Source organism: Vibrio sp. R10-SG-ISO4 (assembly GCF_059834135.1).
This window is the reverse complement of sequence record NZ_JCBDHJ010000001.1, coordinates 153,532-178,125: the sequence shown is the minus strand read 5'-3', so window position 1 is coordinate 178,125 and position 24,594 is coordinate 153,532. Positions and strand designations below refer to the sequence as shown.

Annotated in this window: 23 protein-coding genes; 16 read left to right on the top strand and 7 right to left on the bottom strand. The window is 50.7% G+C overall.

Annotated elements, in window-relative coordinates; translation table 11 throughout:
• Positions 1-13: 13 nt before the first annotated feature.
• From argB to argH, 3 genes are all read left to right on the top strand, one after another.
• The gene (argB, locus tag AC6R03_RS00830; RefSeq protein ID WP_500631012.1) at positions 14-808 is read left to right on the top strand and encodes an acetylglutamate kinase; all 795 of its coding nucleotides are present in this window, start codon (positions 14-16) and stop codon (positions 806-808) included.
• Positions 809-948: 140 nt separating this feature from the next.
• Complete coding sequence (locus AC6R03_RS00825) at positions 949-2,166, top strand: argininosuccinate synthase (protein WP_334555659.1); 1,218 nt, start codon at positions 949-951, stop codon at positions 2,164-2,166.
• A gap of 242 nt (positions 2,167-2,408) precedes the next feature.
• Positions 2,409-4,283, top strand: coding sequence for an argininosuccinate lyase (gene argH / locus AC6R03_RS00820; RefSeq protein WP_500627051.1), 1,875 nt, complete (start codon positions 2,409-2,411; stop codon positions 4,281-4,283).
• Between the two features lie 348 nt (positions 4,284-4,631).
• Here argH and AC6R03_RS00815 read toward each other — a convergent pair whose 3' ends face one another.
• Positions 4,632-4,880, bottom strand: a complete 249-nt coding sequence (locus AC6R03_RS00815; protein WP_500631013.1) for a DUF3624 domain-containing protein — start codon at positions 4,878-4,880, stop codon at positions 4,632-4,634.
• Positions 4,881-5,022: 142 nt separating this feature from the next.
• A complete protein-coding gene (locus AC6R03_RS00810; RefSeq protein ID WP_500631014.1) occupies positions 5,023-5,763 on the bottom strand; it encodes a glutathione peroxidase in 741 nt (246 codons plus the stop codon).
• 156 nt (positions 5,764-5,919) lie between these two features.
• Here AC6R03_RS00810 and oxyR point away from each other — a divergent pair, with 156 nt between their 5' ends.
• Positions 5,920-6,810, top strand: a complete 891-nt coding sequence (gene oxyR / locus AC6R03_RS00805; protein ID WP_487902581.1) for a DNA-binding transcriptional regulator OxyR — start codon at positions 5,920-5,922, stop codon at positions 6,808-6,810.
• 65 nt (positions 6,811-6,875) lie between these two features.
• On the opposite strand, the gene AC6R03_RS00800 is transcribed toward oxyR, so the two are convergent.
• Positions 6,876-9,416, bottom strand: a complete 2,541-nt coding sequence (locus AC6R03_RS00800; protein ID WP_500631015.1) for a penicillin-binding protein 1A — start codon at positions 9,414-9,416, stop codon at positions 6,876-6,878.
• A 146-nt stretch (positions 9,417-9,562) separates the two neighbouring features.
• Between AC6R03_RS00800 and pilM the strand changes: the two genes are divergently transcribed.
• The 12 genes from pilM to trpS all read left to right on the top strand — a co-directional run bounded on the left by pilM (position 9,563) and on the right by trpS (position 20,995).
• Positions 9,563-10,573, top strand: coding sequence for a type IV pilus assembly protein PilM (pilM, locus tag AC6R03_RS00795; protein WP_500631016.1), 1,011 nt, complete (start codon positions 9,563-9,565; stop codon positions 10,571-10,573).
• Positions 10,563-11,138 (top strand): PilN domain-containing protein, encoded by a 576-nt coding sequence (locus AC6R03_RS00790; protein ID WP_500631017.1) that lies wholly within the window; start codon positions 10,563-10,565, stop codon positions 11,136-11,138. The genes pilM and AC6R03_RS00790 overlap by 11 nt, the downstream gene beginning before the upstream one ends.
• Positions 11,138-11,728, top strand: a complete 591-nt coding sequence (locus AC6R03_RS00785; RefSeq protein WP_334555651.1) for a type IV pilus inner membrane component PilO — start codon at positions 11,138-11,140, stop codon at positions 11,726-11,728. Before AC6R03_RS00790 ends, AC6R03_RS00785 begins: the two co-directional genes overlap by 1 nt.
• Positions 11,718-12,254: a pilus assembly protein PilP gene (locus AC6R03_RS00780; RefSeq protein ID WP_500631018.1), complete on the top strand. Its 537-nt coding sequence runs from the start codon at positions 11,718-11,720 to the stop codon at positions 12,252-12,254. Before AC6R03_RS00785 ends, AC6R03_RS00780 begins: the two co-directional genes overlap by 11 nt.
• Positions 12,255-12,277: 23 nt before the next feature.
• A complete protein-coding gene (locus AC6R03_RS00775) occupies positions 12,278-13,996 on the top strand; it encodes a type IV pilus secretin PilQ (RefSeq protein WP_500631019.1) in 1,719 nt (572 codons plus the stop codon).
• 186 nt (positions 13,997-14,182) lie between these two features.
• Positions 14,183-14,701 (top strand): shikimate kinase AroK, encoded by a 519-nt coding sequence (gene aroK, locus AC6R03_RS00770; protein ID WP_334555649.1) that lies wholly within the window; start codon positions 14,183-14,185, stop codon positions 14,699-14,701.
• A gap of 32 nt (positions 14,702-14,733) precedes the next feature.
• The gene (gene aroB, locus AC6R03_RS00765; protein ID WP_500629655.1) at positions 14,734-15,822 is read left to right on the top strand and encodes a 3-dehydroquinate synthase; all 1,089 of its coding nucleotides are present in this window, start codon (positions 14,734-14,736) and stop codon (positions 15,820-15,822) included.
• A gap of 61 nt (positions 15,823-15,883) precedes the next feature.
• Positions 15,884-17,365, top strand: coding sequence for an SPOR domain-containing protein (locus AC6R03_RS00760; protein ID WP_500625726.1), 1,482 nt, complete (start codon positions 15,884-15,886; stop codon positions 17,363-17,365).
• A gap of 108 nt (positions 17,366-17,473) precedes the next feature.
• Positions 17,474-18,301 (top strand): Dam family site-specific DNA-(adenine-N6)-methyltransferase, encoded by an 828-nt coding sequence (locus AC6R03_RS00755; protein WP_334555646.1) that lies wholly within the window; start codon positions 17,474-17,476, stop codon positions 18,299-18,301.
• A 73-nt stretch (positions 18,302-18,374) separates the two neighbouring features.
• Entirely contained in the window at positions 18,375-19,049 is a 675-nt protein-coding gene (gene rpe, locus AC6R03_RS00750; RefSeq protein WP_487902589.1) for a ribulose-phosphate 3-epimerase, read from the top strand.
• 108 nt (positions 19,050-19,157) lie between these two features.
• Positions 19,158-19,838: a phosphoglycolate phosphatase gene (locus tag AC6R03_RS00745; protein WP_500631020.1), complete on the top strand. Its 681-nt coding sequence runs from the start codon at positions 19,158-19,160 to the stop codon at positions 19,836-19,838.
• 119 nt (positions 19,839-19,957) lie between these two features.
• Positions 19,958-20,995 carry a tryptophan--tRNA ligase gene (gene trpS / locus AC6R03_RS00740; protein WP_500631021.1) on the top strand — a complete coding sequence of 346 codons (1,038 nt, stop codon included), beginning with the start codon at positions 19,958-19,960 and terminating at the stop codon, positions 20,993-20,995.
• 79 nt (positions 20,996-21,074) lie between these two features.
• On the opposite strand, the gene trmL is transcribed toward trpS, so the two are convergent.
• From trmL to AC6R03_RS00720, 4 genes are all read right to left on the bottom strand, one after another.
• Positions 21,075-21,551: a tRNA (uridine(34)/cytosine(34)/5-carboxymethylaminomethyluridine(34)-2'-O)-methyltransferase TrmL gene (gene trmL, locus AC6R03_RS00735; protein WP_500625723.1), complete on the bottom strand. Its 477-nt coding sequence runs from the start codon at positions 21,549-21,551 to the stop codon at positions 21,075-21,077.
• A gap of 102 nt (positions 21,552-21,653) precedes the next feature.
• Complete coding sequence (locus AC6R03_RS00730; protein WP_500631022.1) at positions 21,654-22,262, bottom strand: superoxide dismutase; 609 nt, start codon at positions 22,260-22,262, stop codon at positions 21,654-21,656.
• Positions 22,263-22,366: 104 nt separating this feature from the next.
• Positions 22,367-23,767, bottom strand: coding sequence for an envelope stress sensor histidine kinase CpxA (gene cpxA / locus AC6R03_RS00725; RefSeq protein ID WP_500631023.1), 1,401 nt, complete (start codon positions 23,765-23,767; stop codon positions 22,367-22,369).
• Positions 23,767-24,453 carry a response regulator gene (locus tag AC6R03_RS00720; protein WP_500625720.1) on the bottom strand — a complete coding sequence of 229 codons (687 nt, stop codon included), beginning with the start codon at positions 24,451-24,453 and terminating at the stop codon, positions 23,767-23,769. The genes cpxA and AC6R03_RS00720 overlap by 1 nt, the downstream gene beginning before the upstream one ends.
• Positions 24,454-24,594 lie beyond the last annotated feature (141 nt).

Genomic DNA, 24,594 nt, shown 5'->3' with positions numbered 1-24,594 from the left:
AGAGGTAAGAGTAATGACAGAGAACAATCAAACGCCATTAGTGATCAAATTAGGCGGTGCGGCACTTTCTTGCACCGAGACGCTCAGCCAAGTGTTTGGCGCCATCGCTAATTACCAAACTCAGGCGCAGCGACGAATTGTGATCGTCCACGGCGGCGGATACTTAGTGGACGATCTTATGGCCAAGCTCAATCTTGAAACGGTCAAAAAACAGGGTCTACGTGTGACGCCTTATGACCAAATTCCTGTCATTGCGGGTGCATTGGCTGGTACGGCCAACAAGCTACTGCAAGGGCAAGCGATTAAAGATGGCCTGAATGCAGTAGGGCTGAGCTTAGCCGATGGCGGTTTGTGTCAGGTTCAAGAGTTGGATCCGGAACTTGGCGCGGTAGGCAAAGCATCACCTGGCGATTCTACCGTGTTGCAAGCGATTTTGGCGACGGGCGCACTGCCGATCATCAGCTCGATTGGCTTGGCGCAAGACGGCCAGTTGATGAACGTGAATGCCGACCAAGCGGCGGTCGCAGTGGCTGGCGCACTGGATGCAGAATTGGTGTTGTTGTCGGATGTGAGTGGTGTACTGGATGGTAAAGGCCACCTCATCAAAAGCTTAGATGAAGAGAAAGCACAAAGCCTGATCAAAGGCCAAGTGATCACCGATGGCATGATTGTCAAAGTCAACGCAGCGTTGGAAGCGGCGAATGACTTAGGTCGTCCGATTGAAGTAGCGACATGGCGCTACCCAGAAAAGCTCGTTGAGCTGTTCGCAGGGCAAAGCATCGGCACTCAGTTTTTACCTAAGCCATAAACACAAAGAGATTCGTGCAGTGACTTGTGGTCACTGCCAAACAAACACAGGGTGTCCGCTTGACTTGATGCAGGGCACCAAAGCAGATTAATCACCCAGCGCTAGGGCCATACGCCGCGCTGGATGTTGGAGAGAATAAAATGAGCAAAGTACAAGTAAACAAAGTCGTCGTCGCCTACTCTGGTGGTCTTGATACCTCAGTGATCATCCCGTGGCTAAAAGAGAACTACGACTGTGAAGTAGTCGCGTTTGTCGCTGATGTCGGCCAAGGTGAAGAAGAGTTGGTTGGCATCGAAGAAAAAGCGAAAGCATCCGGTGCGTCTGAGTGTTACGTGGTCGATCTCAAAGAAGAGATGGTGGCAGAGTACATCTACCCAACGCTGAAAACCGGCGCATACTACGAAGGCAAGTACTTGCTCGGCACCTCAATGGCTCGTCCTATCATTGCCAAAGCGCAAGTTGAGATTGCACGTAAAGTCGGTGCAGATGCCTTGTGTCACGGCTGTACCGGTAAAGGTAACGACCAAGTGCGTTTCGAAGGCGCGTTTGCTGCGCTCGCCCCTGACTTGCAAGTGATTGCGCCGTGGCGTGAGTGGGACTTGGTCAGCCGTGAAGAGTGTCTGGATTACCTAGCTGAGCGCAACATCCCTTGTAGTGCGTCGCTGACTAAAATCTACTCGCGTGATGCTAACGCTTGGCACATCTCAACCGAAGGTGGTGTGCTAGAAGATACTTGGAATGCACCAAACGAAGATTGCTGGGTATGGACCGTTGACCCTGAGCAAGCGCCTAACGAAGCGGAATACGTCACCCTCAAAGTAGAAAAGGGCGAAGTGGTGGCGGTTGATGGTGAAACTATGACGCCATACAACGCACTGGTTTACCTCAATGAAAAAGGTGCGAAGCACGGTGTGGGTCGTATCGACATCGTTGAGAACCGTTTGGTCGGCATGAAGTCTCGCGGCTGCTACGAAACTCCGGGAGGCACCATCATGATGGAAGCGCTGCGCGCGGTTGAGCAACTGGTGTTGGATAAAGCGTCATTTGAGTTCCGCGAAGAGCTGGGCCTAAAAGCGTCACACCTTGTGTACGATGGTCGCTGGTTCACACCACTGTGTAAGTCTATCCTAGCGGCGTCTGAAGAGTTGGCGCAGGATGTCAATGGCGAGGTGGTTGTGAAGCTGTACAAAGGTCAAGCAACGGTAACGCAGAAGCGTTCGGACAACAGCCTCTACAGCGAAGAGTTTGCGACCTTTGGCGAAGATGAAGTGTACGACCAAAGCCACGCAGGCGGATTCATTCGTCTCTACTCACTATCGAGCCGTATCCGCGCTTTGAACAGTCAGAAAAAATCGTAATCGATCTTCCTGAACTGTCTTGTTATCTTACTCAAGCCCATCTGAAAAGATGGGCTTGTTTCGTTACAGGCGACAGAAAACAGCCATGAATAAATATGTAAAAATAATGAATTAATACTTTATTTTTGTCTGAATTTGCCGTAACGTTGACCCATCAAAAAAATACTGAATTCCATTCAGAGATTGTTTTAGCAAACGCGCTGTCAAACGCACAGTGAGCACTGGTAATCAGGAGAAACGCAATGGCATTATGGGGCGGAAGATTTACCCAAGCAGCAGATACAAGATTCAAAGAATTCAACGATTCATTGCGTTTTGATTACCGATTGGCAGAGCAAGATATCGTCGGCTCTATCGCGTGGTCGAAAGCGCTGCTTTCTGTCAATGTGTTGAGTGAAGAAGAGCAGCAGAAATTAGAGCTGGCGTTAAACGAGCTTAAGCTTGAAGTGATGGAAGACCCGCACCAGATCTTGCGTTCAGATGCGGAAGATATCCACTCTTGGGTAGAGCAGCAGCTGATCAGCAAAGTCGGCGATCTGGGTAAAAAACTGCACACGGGCCGTTCACGTAACGACCAAGTCGCCACTGACCTCAAACTTTGGTGTCGTCAGCAAGGCCAGCAACTGCTAATGGCGCTGGATCGCCTGCAAGCGCAAATGGTCTCTGTCGCCAAGCAACATCAAGCCACGGTATTACCGGGTTACACGCACTTACAACGCGCGCAGCCTGTTACGTTTGCCCACTGGTGTTTAGCCTACGTGGAGATGTTTGAGCGCGACTACTCACGTCTGCATGATGCGATTGAACGTCTTGATACTTGCCCGCTGGGCTCCGGTGCGTTGGCGGGAACGGCTTACCCGATTGATCGTGAAGTGTTGGCGCATAACTTGGGCTTTCGTCGTGCCACGCGTAACTCCCTCGACTCAGTGTCTGACCGTGATCATGTAATGGAGCTGATGTCTGTCGCTTCTATTTCCATGCTGCACTTGTCGCGTCTGGCAGAAGATATGATTTTCTACAACTCAGGTGAATCCAATTTCATTGAGTTGGCTGATACCGTCACCTCTGGCTCATCTTTGATGCCGCAGAAGAAAAACCCTGATGCACTCGAGTTGATTCGTGGCAAAACAGGTCGCGTCTATGGCTCGCTAGCCGGGATGATGATGACCGTCAAAGCCTTGCCTCTGGCTTACAACAAAGACATGCAAGAAGACAAAGAAGGTCTGTTTGATGCACTCGACACCTGGAACGATTGCATGGAAATGGCCGCACTCTGTTTTGATGGCATCAAAGTCAATGGTGAGCGTACCTTGGAAGCGGCGAAGCAAGGTTACGCAAACGCCACCGAATTGGCTGACTACTTGGTCGCCAAGGGCATTCCATTCCGTGAAGCGCACCACATTGTTGGCGTTGCTGTGGTGGGCGCGATTGAGAAAGGCTGCGCCCTTGAAGAGCTATCATTAGACGAGCTCAAAGCCTTCTCTGCGGTGATTGAGAACGATGTGTATGACATTCTCACCATCGAATCGTGTCTAGAGAAACGTAGTGCGCTTGGCGGTGTGTCACCGAAGCAAGTAGCGTACGCCGTTGAGCAGGCGGAAGGCCGTTTGATCAAGCGCGACAACAACACCGTTAATGTGCGACCTGCACGTTTGACCGACATTGAAGCGCTGGAAGGCATGGTCACCTACTGGGCGAACATGGGTGAGAACTTACCGCGTTCACGTAATGAACTGGTGAGAGACATCGGCTCGTTCGCGGTGGCGGAACATCATGGAGAAGTGACTGGCTGCGCCTCACTCTACGTCTACGATTCTGGTTTGGCCGAAATTCGCTCATTAGGGGTAGAAGCAGGCTGGCAAGGTCAGGGACAGGGCAGTGCGATTGTTCAGTACCTGGTAGAGAAAGCGCGCCAAATGGCGATCAAGAAAGTCTTTGTGCTGACGCGCACCCCAGAGTTCTTCATGAAGCAGAGCTTCTTGCCGACCTCGAAATCACTGTTACCAGAGAAAGTGCTCAAAGATTGCGAGCAGTGCCCGCGTCAACATGCCTGTGATGAGGTCGCTCTAGAGGTGAATTTAGTCGAGCAGCCGATTGCCCGCGTCAACGTTGCGTAACTTATGTCTCTCAATCAAGAGGGCTCAATATATGCAACTTGATGGGCTTTAGCTAACCAAGACGATATAAGTAGTTGAAACCCAAGGCGATAAAAAAGATCAAAAAAGATCGTTATCGTATGGGAACTTCTAAGAGAAAGTCCGGTCTATTAAAGTACCACTGCTTTTTCTTAGAAGAATCTAAGAGAGCCCCAAGACTAAGATTGGTTTTGGGGCTTTTTTCTATCTAGCCCCCGCGCAGCCGCGCAGCGAGCTATCCATGACTCTCTTGATGAATGTCGCTAAGAGTGTATCGAAGAATACGTTCATACCCAAAGTATCAAGATCAACGCTCCCACTGGATATTCGCTATTTTTTATGGCGTTTCTGCCACGGGATAACAATGAACTTTACCCAAATATGCAGCGCTAATAAGCCATTAAAGGCAAACCCCGCCACCAGTAACGCGATGGATTCAATACTTTTCGGTTGTTCACGAAACAAGAACCACCACGCAACCCAACAGGCGACAGACAACAGCGTGAGTTGATCCATGCAGCGCTGGCATCGGCCGATCTTTTTCCAAAACCAATGTTGATTGCAATAGGGGCAGGCCATCTGGGTCACTCGAGCAGCAAGGGAACCCAGATAATAAAAAAGCACCGGCCGTTTGGCTAGTGCTTTAGTGATAGTAAGTGAGTGAGAGGAAGTGATCCCCCGACCCACGTCTGGGCCGGGAGATCGAGGGCTCAGTGAATGATCAAGACTCTAAAGTGGCTAAGTAGTGATCCAACTCTTCGCTACCGCCGATGTGTTTACCGCCGATAAAAATTTGTGGCACTGTGGCTCGTCCAGTAATCGCACGCAAGCTCACAGTGGTGGCGTCTTTGCCTAAGATCACCTCTTCGTATTGCAGATCATGGTCGATCAAGGCTTGTTTGGCTTTGACGCAAAACGGACAGCCGGGTTTGGTAAATACCGTGATGGACTCTTGCGTCTTATAGCTTGGCGCAACGTATTTAAGCATGGTGTCTGCGTCAGAGACTTTGAACGGGTCACCTGGCTCGTCTGGCTCGATGAACATTTTGTCAATCACGCCATCTTTGACCAACATGCTGTAGCGCCAAGAACGGTGGCCAAAGCCAAGCTCTGATTTGTTGACCAACATGCCCATGCCTTGGGTGAATTCGCCGTTACCGTCTGGAATAAAGGTGATGTTGTCTGCCTCTTGGTCGTTTTTCCACGCGTTCATTACAAAGGTGTCGTTGACAGACAAGCAGACAATCTCATCGACGCCATGCTCTTGGAATACCGAGAACAGCTCGTTGTAGCGTGGCAGGTGACTTGAAGAACACGTTGGCGTAAAAGCGCCCGGCAAGCTAAACACAATCACGGTTTTATTGCGAAATAGTTCGTCAGTGGTGACGTTGACCCAGGTGTCGCCCTGACGGGTAGGAAACGTAACGTTTGGAACAGTCTGACCTTCTTTTGATACCAACATAGATGCCCTCTAATAATGTGGTTAGCAAGCCCATTCGGCTTGGTGTTCTCAATTTGTGGGTCCAGTATCGTAAAACTCCTTTGATAGCTCCAATCGTTTGATATAATTGTATCAATAGTTAAAATCTATAAAAAACTCACAGGAGAATCCCTGCGCATGAATATTCGAGATTTTGAGTATGTTGTTGCCTTGGCGGAACATAAACATTTTCGAAAAGCCGCCGAAGCGTGTTTTGTCAGTCAGCCGACCTTAAGTGGGCAGATCCGTAAGCTTGAAGATGAACTCGGCACTGTGTTGCTCGAGCGCAGCAGTCGCCGCGTGTTGTTTACTGACTCTGGCTTACAGTTGGTCGAGCAAGCCAAACGGATTCTCAGTGAAGTGAAAACCTTCAAGGATATGGCCAGCGGGCAAAGCGGCGCCATGACTGGTCCAATGCACATCGGTTTTATTCCCACCGTCGGTCCTTACATCTTGCCGAAAATCGTTCCGACGCTGAAAGAGCGTTTCCCTGAGCTTGAGCTGTTTCTTCATGAGGCGCAAACCCAGCAGTTAGTACGTCAGTTGGAAGAGGGTAAGCTGGATTGTTTGGTTTTGGCGTCAGTGGCAGAAACCGCGCCGTTCAAAGAGATCCCAGTGTATGAAGAGCCGCTCAGTGTGGCGGTACCGTGTGACCATGAGTGGGCAAAGTTGGAAGAGTTGGACATGTTGGAGCTCAATGGCAAGACGGTATTAGCGCTCGGTGATGGTCACTGTTTACGTGACCAAGCACTCGGCTTTTGTTTCGCGGCCGGAGCCAAAGATGATGAGCGCTTTAAAGCCACCAGTCTTGAAACCCTAAGAAACATGGTGGCAGCCGGAGCCGGTATCACTTTACTGCCGCAGTTGTCTATTCCGCACGAAAAGCAAAAAGATGGCGTGTGTTACGTCAAGGCGGTCAATCCTGTGCCGTCTCGGACGATAGTGGTGGCCTATCGTCCAGGCTCGCCACTAAGAGAGCGGTTTGAGCTGCTGGCGAAAACCATCAAAGAGAAGTTAGTCATCAACTAACACTCAGTACAAACTAAAAAGGGATGGCGCGCGCCATCCCTTTCTCTTCCTCTCTATCAAACCGACTAGAACAGCTCTTCTCCTTCACTGTTCGATGAGTAGATAGAGGGACCTAAATCTTCACTGACGTATTTGGTCGGCTCGGTTCCTTCGAGGAAATACTCGAACATCGCACTGGCGTCAAAACGGTTGGTCAGCAGACCAGAATCTCGGTCAATTCGCACTCGCACAATGTTCTCAGGGATCGTTTTGTCCTGCTCTGGTACGCCATTCAATGCCACTTTCATAAAGTCCACCCATGCTGGCTCCGCGGTTTTCGCGCCTGACTCTGCGCCTGAGATCGGATTTTGCGCTAAGTTGGCGTTCGGCGTTGTGCGGCCGAGTGTACGGTTGTGGTCATCAAATCCAACCCAAGCAATCGCCACCATGCCCGGACCGTAGCCGTTATACCAGGTGTCTTTTGAGTCGTTGGTGGTACCGGTTTTGCCGCCCACATCGCGGCGCTCAAGTTGCTGGGCACGCCAACCGGTACCGTTCCAGCCGGTGCCTTCGCGCCAGTTACCGCCGCCCCAGATGTTGCTGTACATCATCTCACGCATTAAAAATGCCGTCTGTTCGGAGATCACTTGCGGTGCGTATTGCACCGCATCGCTAATTGGCAACTCAACATCTTGCTCGTTGAAGTCGTTGATTGCCGCAGTGTTTGAATCAGTTTGAGGCGATGTACTCAGGGCCTCGCTATCACAGTCTGCACGGCAGACGATTTTCGGATTGGCGGCAAACTCGGGTTCACCAAACGGACCTTCTACCTTACTGATGTAGAAAGGTTCCACATAGTAACCACCGTTGGCAAATACGGAATAGCCTTGAGCCATCTTAACCGGAGTTAAACTGCCGGCACCCAAGGCAATGGTTTCAGAGCGAGGCAGTTGCTCAATATCAAAACCAAAACGGGTCAAGTACTCGCGGGTCTCATCAAGACCGACTTCACGCAGCACGCGCACCGCCATTACGTTTTTCGATTGCGCCAGACCGATACGTAGGCGTGTCGGACCGGTGTAGGTCGGCGGTGAGTTTTTCGGACGCCACGCCGTGCCTTGGCTGCGATCCCACTGGTTGATAGGGGCATCGTTGATCAAGCTGGCTAAGGTTAAGCCTTTGTCGAGCGCCGCGGAATAGATGAAAGGTTTGATACTTGAGCCAACCTGACGAACCGACTGGGTCGCACGGTTAAACTTGTTATGGACGAAGTTAAAGCCACCGACCAGTGATAGGACTGCACCGTTTTCAGGGTTCATGGCCACAAAGGCGGTATTGGCGTTAGGGACTTGGCTGAGCTGCCACATCGCGCCGTCATCGTCGATGGCGACCTGACGGACCCAAATTTGTTCGCCGACGGTCACGACATCACCGGCTTTACTTGGCGCGGGGCCTTGACGCTCATCGGTCAAAAAGCGGCGTGCCCATTTAAGGCCGTTCCAGCTTAAGGTCTGCTCACCGCTGCCTTTCACCCATACGGTGGCTTGCTTAGCCGCCACATCCAATACCACGGCGGGCGTTAATTGGCCGTAGGTTGGCACCTTGTTTAATGCCTCTTCGATAGCTTGAGTCGACAATGGCGCCGCGTTGGGTTTCCACAACACGGTTTCCGCACCGCGGTAACCGTGACGCTCGTCATAAGCGAGTAGGTTATTGATGGCCGAGTCGTTGGCGGCGGCTTGCAGCTTCGAGTCTACGGTTGTGTAGACATTCATCCCCGAGGTGTAGGCGTCTTCACCGTAGCGAGCCACCATCCAGGCGCGCGCCAGTTCCGCCACATACGGAGCGCTCAATTCGATATCGGCGCTGTGGTAGCGTGCCACGATCGGCTCTTCTCTCGCTTGGTCGTACTCTTGCTGCGTAATGTAGTTTTCACTCAGCATACGGCCAAGAACCACGTTACGACGATTCGTCGCACGTTCAAGCGAGTAGATAGGGTTCATCGTCGATGGGGCTTTAGGCATCCCCGCCAACGTCGCGAGCTCGCTCAGCGTGAGCTGCTGAAGATCTTTGCCAAAATAGACCTGCGCTGCGGCGCCAAAGCCGTATGAGCGGTAGCCCAAGAAGATCTTATTGACGTAGAGCTCCATGATCTCTTGTTTGGATAGCAGCTGCTCGATGTGAATCGCGATAAAAATCTCTTTGATTTTACGCATGATCTTCTTCTCATTAGAGAGGAAGAAGTTACGCGCCAACTGCTGAGTAATAGTACTCGCCCCTTGTTTGGCCGAACCAGACATGGCCACCACGACCGCTGCTCGGGTAATACCGATCGGGTCGATACCTGGGTGATCGTAAAAGCGACTGTCTTCAGTGGCGATCAGTGCCTCAATCAAATGTTGAGGGATGTCGTCATAGCTGACCGGAATGCGGCGCTTCTCACCGAACTGAGAAATCAGTTTGCCGTCTTGGCTGAACACCTGCATCGGTGTTTGCAGTTCCACATCTCGAAGAGTGGCGACGTCGGGGAGGTCCGGTTTGACATAAAAATAGAAACCGAAAATTGTACCGACTCCAAGAATCATGCAAACCAATGTAAAAATGAATAATCGCTTTATGAACTTCACCGGAGAATTCCTGAAATTATAGGTCGCTAATATGCAAACCCTTGTACTGTAAGCTGAAACTTTAGCTCATGCTTTTTCTTAGTGCTTATTAAACCATCAATTCAGTAAGCGCGCGAGCTAAGCATTTCAATAGGGAGCAACGCGGTATGGGTAGAACATTGGTTACAGGCATAGACATCGGCCGTTACAGCATTAAAGCCGTAGTGCTCAAGCCTGTTAAAGACACATTCGCCTTGGTGGGTTATCACGAGATCCCCATTGAGGCGGACATATTCTCTGATAATCACCTGCTCAATTATCAGAAAATTGTAAAGAAACTCAAAGAACTAAGAAAGGGGTTGCCACTATTTAGTCGCAAGGCCGCGTTGTGCGTGCCCGACAACGCCGTAATTAGTAAGGTATTACAAATAGATAGCGAACTTTCCGGTTCTGAAAGAGAGTTTGCCATCTTTCAGGCCTTTTCTCATCAATCGCCATTTCCAGTCGAAGAGCTGAATTTAGACTTTGTTGCGATAGACCCACAAGCGCAGCGCCATGCCACCGCCAGTTACCAAGTGTTTGCGACTCGCAAAGAGCTGGTCGATAGCCGTGTTGACGCCACCAGCAAAGCAGGCTTTGAGCCGGTGCTACTTGATGTGCAAGCCTACGGTTTGACGCAAATATGGCACGAGGCCGCGCGTATCCAGCAGCGCAAAAACTGGCTGCTGCTCGATGTCGGTTTTACTCAAGCCTCAGTGTGCATTGATGTATGGGACAAACCGCCCTTGTGCAAAGAGTTCCCTGTTGGCACACAAAGTGTGATTAATCACCCGAGCGAGTCCCTTGAAAGCGGTGAGCAACGTCTTGTCCGAGAGGTAATGGATAAGTTGCAGCGCCACATTCAACTGGTCTCGTCGATGAGCAATCGGGAGATTGAGGGCGTCTGGCTTACCGGTGGTGCGGCGTGCGACCCTCAATTGCAGGTGCTGTTGCAAGATGCGGTGGTAAACCGTTTACAGCTCAAGTTTGAATCGCTCGATCCTTTGGCGCTATTTCAAGGCGCGAGCAAAGTTCAAGGGGCGAGCAAAGGCAACAAGAAGCCGGGCTTTGCCTTTGCCACCGCCGCGGGGCTGGCACTAAGAGGCCTTCAGTGGATGGAGAATCGCCATGCTGCATAGCCTCAATTTGTTGCCTTGGCGAGAGGCGCTCAAGGCGCGTCATCGGCGCCGATTTTTCTCGCTGGTTGTGCTCGGCGTTCTGCTCGCTGGCGGTGTCCAATGGGGCGCGGGGGCGTATCTCGACTATCAAAAAGGGTTGCAGCAGCAGCGATTGGATTACCTCAATCGCTACATTGCGAGCCTCGACAAGCAAATTGACAACCTAAAGCAAGTGGAAAAAGAGCACTCAGCGTTATTGACCCGACTTTCGGTGGTTGAGGAGTTGCAACAGCAGCGCAATAAAACCACCGATTTCATGAACCTCATCCCTGCGATGATCCCGCAAGGTGTGTATGTCGACAAGATCAAGATGAATGGTCAGCAACTAGAGGTGTCAGGCATCAGTGATACCACCTCTCGACTGGCGACCATGCTCGACAATTTAGAAAAGTCTTCTCAACTCAGTAACGTAGAAATGCACTCGATTGTGCTGGGTAAACAACGTTTTGGTAAACAGTTTCAGACTTTCCACGTCTCGTTTTCTCTGCTCAATCAAGATGACGCGAATCGACAAGGAGCGCAGTGATGGCCAGTTACACCGATTTGGATTTTGAAGAGTTACCCGAATGGCCGTTGTTGCCGCAATTGGGCGTCATTGCAGTCTTGATTTTGTTGCTGCAGGGAGTGGGGTACTGGTTTTACTTGAAACCGAGTAATGAGCAGTTGCAACGGCAAATCGACAAGGAGCAAGTGCTCAAAACCACCGCCACCATCAAGGCGAACAAAGTGGCGGCGCTGCCGCAGTTAAAAGCGCAGCTGGATGAGCTTTCACAGCGCTACGACTATTTATCACGTCAACTGCCGGTGCAGAAAGAGTTGGCGAGCATGTTGGCTGCGGTCAATGAGCAAGGGTTGAAGCACTCACTCACCTTTACTCGCATCGATTGGGGTGAAAAGCAAAATAAAGAGTTTCTCTACCGCTTGCCGCTCAATATCGAACTGACGGGCGATTACCACAATATTGGCCAGTTCTCACAGGCGATTGCGCAGTTGCCGCGCATCATCAACTTTGACGATGTCGATTGGCAGCGGGTCAGCCAAGAGAGCAGTACGCTGCACTTTCGTGTACGCGCCTACACCTACCAATTTAAACCGGAGGTGAAAGATGAACAATAATCGCCGTCTCTCATGCTCGACATGGGGAGCGCTGATGGGCTGCGCTTTGTTACTCGCCGGATGTAAAGCCAATCAAGCGCCGTTGGATCAATTTCGTCAGCAGATCGAGTCAAGCGCGCGTCATCAAGTGGCCTCGCTGGCACCGGTACTTGAGTTCAAGGCCAGTGCCTATCAAGCGCACGATCTGAGAGAGCCTTTTGTCCTGCCTAAAGTGGCCATTGCGATGAACCAACCCGTCGCCAAGGTGGATTGTTGGCAGCCCGAGCCTCGGCGCAAAAGTGGTCGTTTGGAGCGTTACCCCATTAGCAAACTGCGTCTGACCGGTGTGATGAGCAGTCAAGGCGCGATTTCTGCGCTGATTCAGGTGCCGACGGGCGAAGTGATTAAAGCGACGCGCGGCCAATACATTGGCGTCAACAACGGAAAAATAACCAAAGTAACCCAGAGTTACCTAACGATAAATGAGACTTTGCCAGATGGCTTAGGTTGCTGGAATACCCGCAACGTCAAACTGGCGCTTAAATAGATGTTAATAATTGAGATGAAATCATGGTGAAAGGATTCCTCCCCCCAAGAAAACACACGCGGTTTACCTGTGGCTTAATGGCCTTATGGTTGCTTGTCTTTAGTAGCGCCGTATTGGCGACGAGCAATGAACCCAACCGTCTGGTGGACATCGACTTTCGAGTGGATAAACAGCAGCACGCCAAAATCATTGTGCAGTTGCAAAGCCCTAAGGTCGCGGTGGATTTACAAAAAGCGCAAGAGGGGTTGAGCATTGAACTGCTCAATACCCAGGTGCCCGATGACAAGCTGTATGTACTCGATGTCAAAGACTTTTCCACCCAGGTGAAGTCAATCGAAGTGTTTCGCAAACAGCCAAGCACGCTATTGATTGCCGATATCGAGGGTGAGTACAGCTACGACTACAGCCTCAATGGCAGTTACCTTGAGGTCTTAGTCAAAAAAGTGAGCAAAGAGGAGGCGGCAAAACCGGTCAATATTATGGAAAAGGAAGGCAAAACCATTTCGATTAACTTCCAAGATATTCCGGTGCGCAACGTTTTGCAGCTCATTGCCGATTACAACCAGTTCAACTTGGTGGTGTCCGACTCCGTCAAAGGCAACTTAACGCTGCGTCTTGATGGTGTACCTTGGCAGCAGGTGCTCGACATCATCTTACAAGTTAAAGGGCTCGATAAGCGTGTGGATGGCAATGTCGTGCTGGTGGCGCCTAAAGCCGAGTTAGATCTGCGGGAAAAAGAGGCGCTAGAAAAAGCGCGCTTAGAGGCGGAGCTTGGTGAACTTAGCTCGGAGATCATCAAAGTGAAGTTTGCCAAAGCGTCGGATATTGCCAATATGATTGGCGGCGAGAGTGCAATGAGCATGCTCTCAGAGCGAGGTTCACTCAGTATTGATGAGCGAACTAACGCCTTACTGATCCGTGATTTAAAAGAGAATATCGATGTGGTGCGAGAAATAGTGGAATCGCTCGATGTGCCCGTCAAGCAAGTGCAAATTGAAGCGCGTATTGTGACCGTTAACGAGGGTAACCTAGATGAGCTTGGCGTGCGTTGGGGCTTTACCTCGACCAATGGCAACAATACCGTGGGTGGAAGCATTGAGAGCAACTTGTACCAGCGCGGCTTGCTTGATCAAGATACGCTGCCCGTGGATGACTTTTTGAACGTTAACTTAGGGGCAACGGCGGCCAATGCCTCGTCTATCGCGTTTCAGGTCGCCAAACTGGGCTCAGGGACGCTGCTCGATTTGGAGTTGTCCGCCATGCAGAGTGAATCGAAAGCGGAGGTGATCTCTAGCCCTCGTTTGATCACCACCAATAAAAAGCCCGCCTATATCGAGCAAGGGACGGAAATTCCCTATCTTGAGTCCTCTTCGAGTGGCGCCACCAGTGTGACCTTCAAAAAGGCGGTACTAAGTTTGAAAGTCACACCACAAATCACGCCAGACAACCGCTTGGTGTTAGATTTGAGTGTCACGCAAGATAGACCGGGTCAAGTGGTGAAAACCGGCACGGGTGAGGCAGTGGCGATCGATACGCAGCGCATCGGTACACAAGTGCTGGTGGAGAACGGCGAAACGGTCGTGCTGGGCGGCATTTTTCAACATAGTGTGACGGATTCTGTCGATAAGGTGCCGTTATTGGGGGATTTACCCCTACTTGGGGCGCTATTTAAGCGAAGTTACCAGAAAATGGGCAAAAGTGAGCTGCTGATCTTTGTCACGCCTAAGGTCGTCTTGCAATAAGATGAGGCGTTATTATTAAGCTTAAGTAAAAATAGTTTGCATTAGTGGCACCAGATCTAGATAATTTCGGGTCTTATCACGAATTATCTGTGAGGAATCGGTGCCACAAGCACTTTCTTGGCAAGTTTTATACTGGCCTCTCTTGTGGCGATGTCATTGAATTAACGTTGTAAATTACTGCTAAACATGGCTGAAAAACGCAATATTTTCCTTGTTGGCCCAATGGGCGCCGGCAAAAGCACCATTGGTCGTCATCTCGCTCAACAACTTCATATGGAGTTTGTTGATTCTGACACTGAAATTGAAGAGCGCACTGGCGCAGATATCGCTTGGGTATTTGACGTTGAAGGTGAAGACGGTTTCCGAGCGCGCGAAGAAAAAGTGATCGAAGACCTAACTCAAGAACAAGGTATTGTTCTGGCAACCGGTGGTGGCTCAATTAAGAGCAAAGAAAACCGTAATCGTCTCTCTGCACGTGGCATTGTTGTTTACCTAGAAACAACGATCGAAAAACAGCTTGCCCGTACAAACCGTGACAAAAAACGTCCGCTGCTTCAAACGGACAAACCACGTGAAGTTCTTGAAGCTTTGGCTGCGGAACGTAACCCACTTTATGAAGAAATTGCGGATTACACGGTCCGTACTGACGATCAAAGTGCAAAAGTGGTAGCCAACCAGATCGTAAAAATGCTAGAAGAAGGTTAACAGCCACTCTTTATTCGCATTTGGAGATTCCCATGGAACGGATTACGGTCAGCTTAGGCGAACGTAGCTATCCCATTTCGATTGGTGCCGGATTGTTTCGCGATCCGGCCCAACTTTCCCTTCTTAAAGCTAAGCAAAAAGTCGTGGTGATTACGAACGTCACCGTTGAACCTCTTTATGCTGAGACTCTTTTAGCCCAATTGGCCGAGCTTGATTGCGACGCGTCAGTGTTGGCACTGCCTGATGGCGAACAATACAAATCGCTAGAGACATTCAACACCGTCATGACCTACCTACTGGAAGGCAACACTGCGCGCGATGTGGTGCTCATTGCCCTCGGCGGCGGGGTGATCGGTGATTTGGTTGGCTTTGTGGCGGCCTGTTATCAGCGCGGGGTGGATTTCATTCAGATCCCGACGACCTTGCTTTCTCAAGTCGACTCATCGGTGGGCGGAAAAACCGCCGTTAACCACAAGCTTGGCAAGAATATGATCGGCGCATTCTACCAGCCTAAAGCGGTGATTATTGACACCGACTGTTTGGCATCCTTGCCTGAGCGAGAGTTTGCCGCGGGTATGGCGGAAGTGATCAAATACGGCATCATCTACGATCACGATTTCTTTGTCTGGTTGGAAGATAACCTCGATGCGCTGTACGCGTTAGATCAACAAGCGCTCACTTACGCCATTGCGCGTTGCTGCCAAATCAAAGCGGAAGTGGTGGCGCAAGATGAGAAAGAATCTGGAATTCGCGCGTTGTTGAATCTAGGTCATACATTTGGTCATGCGATTGAGGCCGAGTTAGGGTATGGTAATTGGCTCCACGGTGAAGCGGTCTCTTCGGGTACCGTGATGGCTGCAAAAACCGCTCAGCTTCAAGGGCTTATTGATGAGCAGCAAGTGGAGAGAATTGTCTCTATACTAAAAAGAGCTAAGCTGCCAATCCACACACCGGACAGCATGTCATTTGATGACTTTATCAAACATATGATGCGCGATAAGAAAGTGCTTTCTGGTGAATTGAGATTGGTTCTACCGACCAGCATTGGCAGTGCCGATGTGGTGAAAGGTGTCCCAGAGTCCGTGTTACGAGACGCAATCGACTATGGGCGCACGCTGTAATTGATTGAACTGTGGCGCAGCGGCTTAGGTCGCTGCGCACTCTACGTCTTAGGATGATGCAATGAGCTCCCCGCGTGTTTTGGAGTTAGACTCTCAAACTGAGTTGCTGGAACGCCTGCAACTGCTGACTAACTTTGGATCCAACCTCGTCACCATTGGTGGCGAAAGTGGTGCGGGAAAAACTTGGCTTGCGCAGCGATTTTTAGAGGCGTGGTCGCCAGACAAAAACCAATCTCTGCTTTTGTGTCACCCCAATCAGGACGAATCTCAACGACGCCTTACCGTCCTCTCTCAGCTTTTTTCTGAACCTCTGTTTAACCCTGCAGACGCCTTGTCTGAATCCTTTATTCGTTTAATGGAGGGGGAGCGCTGTGACGTGTTGATCGCCATCGACGACGCGCACTTGCTGAGTGAGTCGTTCATTTCAGAACTGTGGATGTTAGTCCTTGAGGCGCAAGAGCGCCCGCAGTGGAACGTCAATGTGGTGCTCTTTGCGGCATCCAATAGCCTTGAGCCCTTGTTAACGCGATTGAGTTACGGCCAAGAGCATAAACCGATAGATTTTGATATCGAGCCGCTGACTGAGCACGAAGCGGAACGATTTTTTGAGCACCTCGTGATTCGATATGTCGAAGACGACATGGAAAAACGAGTGAGAAATGCATACCGCAGTGTCGCGCGTCGGCCCGGTAAAATTATGGCGCTAGGGGAACAGAAAGTGGAAAAAAGGATCATTATCCGCTCGATTGTCGCATCACCGTTGAATATGGCGTTGGTGATTATTGTCCTGTTATTGCTGATCGGCGGTGGTTACTGGTGGTTAATGAATCAGCCCACCCCAGATGAGAAAGCCCAGCAAATCAGTCAAAACTTGGAGCAAACGGTCATTCCAACTCTGCCCGAAACGCCCGCTCCAGACACGCAAACGAGTGAAGCGAAGACCGTCGAGCCTGAGCCGGTGACCGATCCCTCTCTGACCAATGCCGAGGATGACTCTGCGTCCTTGCCACCAAGCGTGACCAGTGAAGTGTCGAGTGTCGGCAATCCTGATGATACCCATCAGCGTGTGGTCATCACTTCTGAAGTGGTGGATGCTTTGCTTGAAGGTAAACCAGAACAGGCCGATACGACGCCGATTGATGAGGTGGTGGAAGCATCGATTCCCGAGTCTGACCCCCAAGCTGAACAAGAGAGCGCACCTCAAGCAGACGCGCAGCCAGAGCCAGAGGTGGTGATCCGTTTCTCCTTCACCAAAGATGAATTGAAAAGCTTTTCGCCACGCAGCTACACCTTGCAGCTGGCGGCAGTGAACAGCTTAGAAGAGGTGCAGCGCTTTATTGATACACACCAATTGGCCAATCAAGTCTTCATTTACCCTACGGTCAGAAGCGGGGTGGAGTGGTTTATTGTCACTTACCAAAACTACCCCACCATTCAACTGGCGCGAGATGCGGTGCAGACGCTTCCTGAGGCGTTGCAACAGCTTGACCCATGGGCAAAATCGCTCGGTCAGGTGCAGAGCGAGTTGGAGAGAGTCGAATAACGGCGATTTGTTCGCGTCATTCGCAGTTGCGCAGGCAAGTGCTTTGGTCGGGGCGGTAAATATGATACATTCCGCCCCTTATTTTGTGGTTGATAAATAGAGCAGTAGATGAAGAAGCAGCGAGCCTTCCTCAAGTGGGCAGGTGGAAAATACGGTCTGGTCGAAGATATCCAACGCTACCTGCCTGAAGGTCGTAAGTTGGTTGAACCGTTCGTTGGTGCTGGTTCTGTGTTTCTTAATACGGATTATGAGCAGTACCTGCTGGCAGACATCAACCCTGATCTCATCAATCTCTACAATCTGCTCAAAGACAACCCTGAGAGCTACATCCCTGAGGCGAAGCGCTGGTTTACCCCAGAGAACAATCGCAAAGAAGCCTATTTGGCGATCCGCGCCGAGTTTAACCAAAGTGATGACACCTTCTATCGCTCTCTTGCATTTTTGTATATGAACCGTTTCGGTTTTAACGGCCTGTGTCGTTACAACAAAAAAGGCGGCTTCAATGTACCGTTTGGTTCGTACAAAAAGCCTTACTTCCCAGAAGCTGAGTTGGAGTTTTTTGCCGCGAAAGCCAAGAAGGCCACCTTTGTCTGTGAGGGCTACGCCGAGACGTTCAAACGCGCGCGCAAGGGCAGTGTGGTGTATTGCGATCCGCCTTATGCGCCGCTGTCGACGACCGCCAACTTTACCTCTTACGCGGGCAATGGCTTTTCACTCGATGATCAAGCCGCCTTGGCTGATGTCGCTGAGCGTGCGGCCAAAGAGCGTGGTATCTCCGTGCTGATTTCTAACCATGACACAACGCTCACCAGACGCCTGTATCATGGCGCGCAGTTGAACGTGGTCAAGGTTAAACGGACCATCAGCCGCAATGGTGCAGGGCGCAATAAAGTCGATGAGCTGCTCGCACTATTCCAACCAGGTGAAAGCAAATAGCCACTGTATTCCTACCGCCAGCTTAGGTAGAATTGCGCAACGATTATTCAGCGCAACCTAACAGAGGTCAGGTATGAAAGATTTTCTTATTGCTCCATCCATTTTGTCGGCCGATTTTGCTCGCCTTGGTGAGGACGTCGAAAAGGTGCTCGCCGCCGGTGCCGATGTGGTTCACTTTGATGTGATGGACAACCACTACGTACCTAACCTGACGTTTGGCGCACCTATTTGCCAAGCGCTGCGTGACTATGGCATCACCGCCCCTATTGATGTGCACTTGATGGTAAAGCCCGTGGATCGTATCATCCCGGACTTTGCTAAGGCGGGGGCATCAATGATCACTTTCCATATCGAAGCCTCTGAACACGTAGACCGCACACTGCAACTGATCAAAGAGCATGGTTGTCAGGCGGGTGTGGTGCTCAATCCTGCAACGCCACTGGCTCACCTTGAGTACATTATGGATAAAGTCGATCTGATCCTATTGATGTCAGTAAACCCTGGGTTTGGTGGTCAATCATTCATTCCTCACACGCTAGATAAACTGCGTGCCGTTCGCGCTATGATTGATAAATCAGGCCGTGACATTCGTTTAGAAATTGATGGTGGAGTGAAGGTGGATAACATTCGTGAAATCGCAGAAGCGGGCGCGGATATGTTTGTCGCCGGTTCCGCCATTTTCAATCAGCCGGATTACAAAGCCGTAATCGATGAGATGCGCGCTGAGCTGGCCAAAGTGAAGTCATAACTCAGTAATCCAATTTGGCTGTTTGCCCATATAAAGTGACCTGGCGGGTCAATCATGCCCGCCCTAAGAGTGACTAAAAAAGTCGCCGCTCAACCATTAGGAATATTCATGAATGACATTAAATTGATCGCGTTCGATCTTGATGGCACCTTGCTCGACAGTGTGCCGGATCTCGCGGTTGCCGCCTCCGCGGCTGTCGAAGCGCTCGGTTATGCGCCGGTGGCGGAAGAAGAGGTGCGTGATTACGTCGGTAACGGTGCCGATGTGTTGATTGGCCGCACCTTATCTCGCAGCTTAACGCTTGACCCCGATCTTGATCCTGCGCTGTTAGTCAAAGCTCGTCACCTCTTTGATGACTTTTACGCCCAAGGTGGACACAAGTTGAGCCATCTTTACCCTCAAGTAAAAGAGACGTTAGCGGCGTTGCATGAGCAAGGTTTCACCCTAGCATTGGTGACAAACAAGCCGAGTAAGTTCGTGCCTGATGTGCTCGCACAGCATGGTATTGATCATTACTTCAGTGACATCATCGGCGGTGATACCTTCCCAGAAAAGAAACCCAACCCGATGGCGCTCAACTGGCTGCTTGAAAAGCACCACTGCGGTGCCAAACAGATGCTGATGGTCGGCGACTCGAAAAACGACATTCTTGCGGCGAAGAACGCAGGGTGTTACTCGTTTGGTTTGACCTACGGCTACAACCACGGCGAACCGATTTCCGACTCACAGCCGGACTACGTCGCCGATACCATCGCTGATTTACTCGAAGTGGTCGCGGTTTGCGCTTAAGCGCAACGAAATCGCTTCCAAAATACTCGTTAATGAGTACACTGGATAAACCGTGTCGGCGTCAGGCTAGGCGCGGTTTTTTCATTTATTAAGATTAAGAAGTCAAAGGAATCATTCTAATGAGCAAACCCATCGTATTGAGTGGTGTTCAACCGTCAGGTGAACTAAGTATCGGTAACTACTTGGGTGCTCTACGTCAATGGCAGCAGATGCAAGACGATTATGATTGCCAATATTGTGTGGTTGACCTTCATGCCATCACAGTGCGTCAAGACCCGAAAGCACTGCATGAAGCAACTCTAGACGCATTGGCAATTTGTCTCGCAGTGGGCGTTGATCCGAAGAAGAGCACGTTATTTGTCCAGTCCCACGTACCGGAACATGCTCAACTTGGTTGGCTTCTTAACTGTTACACCCAAATGGGTGAACTGGGCCGAATGACCCAGTTTAAAGACAAATCAGCGCGCTACTCGAAAGACACCTCTAGCCAGTTTGGCGATGTCAACGTTGGTCTGTTCGATTACCCTGTGTTGATGGCAGCCGACATTCTGCTTTACGGCGCGCATCAAGTTCCGGTCGGCAGTGACCAGAAGCAGCATCTTGAGCTGGCGCGTGATATCGCCAACCGCTTTAACAACATCTACTCGCCTGAACAGCCAATCTTTCAAGTGCCAGAGCCGTACATTCCAACCGTGAATGCGCGTGTGATGAGCCTTCAGGATGCGACCAAGAAGATGTCGAAGTCGGATGATAACCGCAAGAACGTGATTACGCTGTTGGAAGAGCCGAAATCGATTCTTAAAAAGATCAACAAGGCGCAAACCGATACAGAAACGCCACCACGTATCGCCCACGATTGGGACAACAAAGCGGGCATTTCAAACCTAATGGGCCTCTACTCGGCGGCGACAGGTATGAGCTTTGCAGAGATTGAAGCCAAGTACCAAGGCGTAGAAATGTACGGCCCATTCAAGAAAGACGTGGGTGAAGCAGTGGTGGCGATGCTTGAGCCGATTCAAGCGGAATACCACCGTATTCGTGCCGATCGTGCTTACATGGATCAAGTGATGAAGCAAGGTGCGGAGAAAGCGTCTGCTCGTGCCGCTGAGACGCTGAAGAAAGCGTATGAAGCGGTAGGTTTCGTTGCTCGTCCGTAGGTGAGGATTTTAGTTCCTAGTTCCTAGTTCCTAGAGGTCGAATTCTAGGAACTAGGCACTCACTTCTAGGAACTGACACCTACTGCGCCCCTTCAAAGCCCATTTGTCGCCACGCTTCAAAAGCGATGATCGCAACCGCATTGGACAAATTTAAGCTGCGTGCGTCTGGCATCATAGGAATGCGAATACGCTGCTCCATTGGCATGCTTTCGATCAATTCCGCTGGTAGGCCACGAGTTTCCGGGCCAAACAGCAACACATCGCCTGGTTGGAATTGGGCGTCTACATGGTGGCCTGTGGTTTTGGTTGTGCAGGCAAAAATGCGGTATTCGCTGCGTTCTTTTTGCAGATATTCGAGAAATGCCGAGTAGTCTTTGTGACGAGTGACGCGCGCGAGATCATGGTAGTCCAAACCGGCGCGGCGCACTTTTTTCTCTTCTAAATCAAATCCTAATGGCTCAATCAAGTGCAGGTTAGCGCCACAGTTTGCGCACAAGCGAATAATGTTGCCCGTATTCGGGGCGATTTCGGGTTCAAATAGGGCAATATCAAACATGGTTTTGGTTACTTTTTCTGATAAGACCCAAGAGTATAAGGCGGTGATGAAACACCGCCAAGTGCCGTGTGACGTTGTTAGTCTGTTTTGTTGTCGGTCTAATTAGCTCAGCGCTTGATGATAATTCTCTGCGACCGCCTCCCAGTTGACGACATTCCACCACGCGTTAATGTAGTCAGGGCGGCGATTTTGGTAGCTGATGTAGTAGGCATGCTCCCACACATCCAAGGCCAAAATGGGCTCGCCTTGGATGGCCGCCACGTCCATGAGGGGATTGTCTTGATTGCTGGTCGAGGTAATCACCAGTTGATTATCTTTGACGATCAGCCAAGCGAAACCGGAGCCAAAGGTATTGATCGCAGCGTCGCTAAACTGCTGTTGGAACTCGGTAAAGCTGCCAAAGGTCTCCTCGATGGCGCGGCCAAGCTCGCCGCTGGGCATACCACCGCCATTGGGCGTCATGCAGTTCCAATACAGGACGTGGTTGTAATAGCCACCACCGTTATTGCGAACAGCGGGGGCCAGTGAGGAGATGTTGGCAAAAATGCGACGCAGCGACTGCTGCTCTAGTTCACTGTCTTTGATTGCCGCGCAGAACTTATCAAAATACGTTCTGTGGTGTTTGCTGTAGTGAACTTCCATGGTTTTTGCGTCGATATAAGGCTCAAGCGCATCATACGCATAAGGAAGTTCAGGAAATTGGTGCACCATCGTAAATCCTCCATGTTTGGAGAATTTACTTTAAATGATAATGAGATCGATTATCAACTGTAAAGTTGATGTGGGTATTGCGAACTTCCATGACAACGCATGATTTATTGGCACAGCGGCAGACAAATCGTCACGCGTAATCCACCTAGCGGACTGCGGCTCGCTTTGATTGTGCCACTGTGTTGGCGTATTGCGCTTTCGGTAATTGCCAGGCCAAGACCGGTTCCGCCGCTGTGTCTGTCTCGCGCCGTGGAGACTCGGTAGAAAGGTCGGAATATCGACTCCAGTTCATCGTCTGGCACCCCTTCGCCGTTGTCATCAACGATAACTTGGACGGCGTCATCGGCGACGTGAAGTTGGATGTCGATTTTGTCTTCGCCGTAATGAATCGCATTGCGCACTACGTTGTCCACCGCGCTCATGAGCAGTTTGGGGTTGCCTGAAATGGTGCGATTAGGAATCGCATCGTAGCGCAGGTTTTTACTCATTTGCTCTGCCTCAAATTGCGCGTCACAGAAGATGGCTTCCCACAAGCTGCTCAAGGCTTGTTTTTCTCGCACCATGTGACTGTTGACTTGAATACGCGACAACTCCAACAGCTCACCAATCATCTGCTCAAGGCGCTGAGCCTCGGTATCGATGCGCGTCAGCTCGGTGCTCTCTCCTTGCTTACGCACGGCAAGACCGGTCGCCATTCTGAGCCGAGTGAGCGGTGAACGCAGTTCGTGAGAGATGTCAGAGAGTAAGCGCTGCTGCCCCGAGATCATCTGATTAACGGCTTCCACCATCTGGTTAAAACTTTCTCCGGCTTGACGAAATTCGCTGGTGCCTTTCTCCAACTGCGGGTCCACCTCAAATTCACCAGCGGCGACGCGTTTTGCTGCGCGTTCGAGACGTCTTGCAGGTTGGCTCAGTGCCCAAGCAAGCCACAACAGTAGCGGGGTGCTCACCAACATGACTGCCAGTAAAAGCTGGAGTGGTCGATCAAACAGATTAAGGATAAACGGCGCGGGTTGATTCCACTTGATGCCGACGTAGAGCAGCAGAGGCTGCTTGGCTAACGTCACCGGAATAGGGCCGGCAAGCATGTAATGGCCGTAGAGCTTCTGCTTGGGTGCTTCGGCTAACTCGACGCTGGTAATAAAGTTTTGCAGTGCGCGAATCTTGAAATCTTTCGGGTCTTGCGACGTCAGTATGTTGCCATCGATATCCGACACATAGAAACGCGGGCCGCTGTCTTTTGGTGGCCTTCCACCATCATTACCTTGCCTGCGTGGCCCTTCAAGTTGGAACAATATCCGCGCGAGGTTGGACTCTCCGGCAAAGCGTTGCTCGACTCTGTCTCGCACTTCCCTTAAGTCATTGAGGTGAGTGCTCGGAATGTCTCGTGCTTTTCTTGGATCGAGATGGGGGAGGGAGAGCACCGCCATCAGCACCAAAAACATGGTAAACCAAAAGATGGCGAAGATGCGTCCATACAGGCTAGTGATTTTCGGTAAACGCATCAGTTTTCCTCAACCAACAAGTAGCCGCGGCCACGTAAGGTTTTGATCCGTGGCTTGCCGTCAGCGCGCTCTGGCAGCTTTTTACGCAGGTTGGAGACGTGCATGTCAATGGCGCGATCAAACGCCGCCAGTCGCTTGCCTAGCACATCCAAACTTAACGCTTCTTTGGTGAGTGTTTCACCTGGGTTTTGCACAAAATGGCTCAACAAAGCGAATTCTGTGGTCGTCAGTTCGAGTAAGTCACCTTGGCAATAGGCTTCTTGCTTGCCCGGATAGACTTTAAGATCTTGGTATTCGATGCAGTCGCCGTTTTTGCTCGCCGATTTACCTTGGGTGCGACGCAGAATCGCTCGGATACGTGCGAGCAGTTCACGGTCACTGAATGGTTTGGGTAGGTAATCATCGGCACCGAGTTCGAGGCCGATGACGCGATCGATCTCTTCCCCTTTCGCGGTGAGCATCAGTACGGGTGTTTCCCACTTTTCTCGTAGACGTTTGAGTGTTTCCATACCATTGAGTTTGGGCATCATCACATCGAGCAAGATGAGATCAATCTCATCGCTGACCAGAGCTAATCCCTCTTCGCCATTGTTCGCCTCGGAGATGGTGAAGCCTTCAAACGTTAACACCTCAGTCAATAGCCCGGTGAGTTCGGTGTCATCATCAATCAATAATAGGTGTGCCATAGTTACCACTCTTACAAACGTCACTGAGTTAATAGTACTGGTAAATCGTCTGGAGATTGAGACTAATTTTTCCTCTTTACGATTCTTTACGCTGCCTAAACGTCACTTTACTTAGCATGGCCTATTCTACACTCAAGCGCT

Bases quoted from the DNA above. Each gene is read 5' to 3' on its own strand.
- argB (WP_500631012.1), top strand. From the start codon at position 14: ATGACAGAGAACAATCAAACGCCATTAGTGATCAAATTAGGCGGTGCG.
- AC6R03_RS00825 (WP_334555659.1), top strand. From the start codon at position 949: ATGAGCAAAGTACAAGTAAACAAAGTCGTCGTCGCCTACTCTGGTGGT.
- argH (WP_500627051.1), top strand. From the start codon at position 2,409: ATGGCATTATGGGGCGGAAGATTTACCCAAGCAGCAGATACAAGATTC.
- AC6R03_RS00815 (WP_500631013.1), bottom strand. From the start codon at position 4,880: ATGGCCTGCCCCTATTGCAATCAACATTGGTTTTGGAAAAAGATCGGC.
- AC6R03_RS00810 (WP_500631014.1), bottom strand. From the start codon at position 5,763: ATGTTGGTATCAAAAGAAGGTCAGACTGTTCCAAACGTTACGTTTCCT.
- oxyR (WP_487902581.1), top strand. From the start codon at position 5,920: ATGAATATTCGAGATTTTGAGTATGTTGTTGCCTTGGCGGAACATAAA.
- pilM (WP_500631016.1), top strand. From the start codon at position 9,563: ATGGGTAGAACATTGGTTACAGGCATAGACATCGGCCGTTACAGCATT.
- AC6R03_RS00790 (WP_500631017.1), top strand. From the start codon at position 10,563: ATGCTGCATAGCCTCAATTTGTTGCCTTGGCGAGAGGCGCTCAAGGCG.
- AC6R03_RS00785 (WP_334555651.1), top strand. From the start codon at position 11,138: ATGGCCAGTTACACCGATTTGGATTTTGAAGAGTTACCCGAATGGCCG.
- AC6R03_RS00780 (WP_500631018.1), top strand. From the start codon at position 11,718: ATGAACAATAATCGCCGTCTCTCATGCTCGACATGGGGAGCGCTGATG.
- AC6R03_RS00775 (WP_500631019.1), top strand. From the start codon at position 12,278: ATGGTGAAAGGATTCCTCCCCCCAAGAAAACACACGCGGTTTACCTGT.
- aroK (WP_334555649.1), top strand. From the start codon at position 14,183: ATGGCTGAAAAACGCAATATTTTCCTTGTTGGCCCAATGGGCGCCGGC.
- aroB (WP_500629655.1), top strand. From the start codon at position 14,734: ATGGAACGGATTACGGTCAGCTTAGGCGAACGTAGCTATCCCATTTCG.
- AC6R03_RS00760 (WP_500625726.1), top strand. From the start codon at position 15,884: ATGAGCTCCCCGCGTGTTTTGGAGTTAGACTCTCAAACTGAGTTGCTG.
- AC6R03_RS00755 (WP_334555646.1), top strand. From the start codon at position 17,474: ATGAAGAAGCAGCGAGCCTTCCTCAAGTGGGCAGGTGGAAAATACGGT.
- rpe (WP_487902589.1), top strand. From the start codon at position 18,375: ATGAAAGATTTTCTTATTGCTCCATCCATTTTGTCGGCCGATTTTGCT.
- AC6R03_RS00745 (WP_500631020.1), top strand. From the start codon at position 19,158: ATGAATGACATTAAATTGATCGCGTTCGATCTTGATGGCACCTTGCTC.
- trpS (WP_500631021.1), top strand. From the start codon at position 19,958: ATGAGCAAACCCATCGTATTGAGTGGTGTTCAACCGTCAGGTGAACTA.
- trmL (WP_500625723.1), bottom strand. From the start codon at position 21,551: ATGTTTGATATTGCCCTATTTGAACCCGAAATCGCCCCGAATACGGGC.
- AC6R03_RS00730 (WP_500631022.1), bottom strand. From the start codon at position 22,262: ATGGTGCACCAATTTCCTGAACTTCCTTATGCGTATGATGCGCTTGAG.
- cpxA (WP_500631023.1), bottom strand. From the start codon at position 23,767: ATGCGTTTACCGAAAATCACTAGCCTGTATGGACGCATCTTCGCCATC.
- AC6R03_RS00720 (WP_500625720.1), bottom strand. From the start codon at position 24,453: ATGGCACACCTATTATTGATTGATGATGACACCGAACTCACCGGGCTA.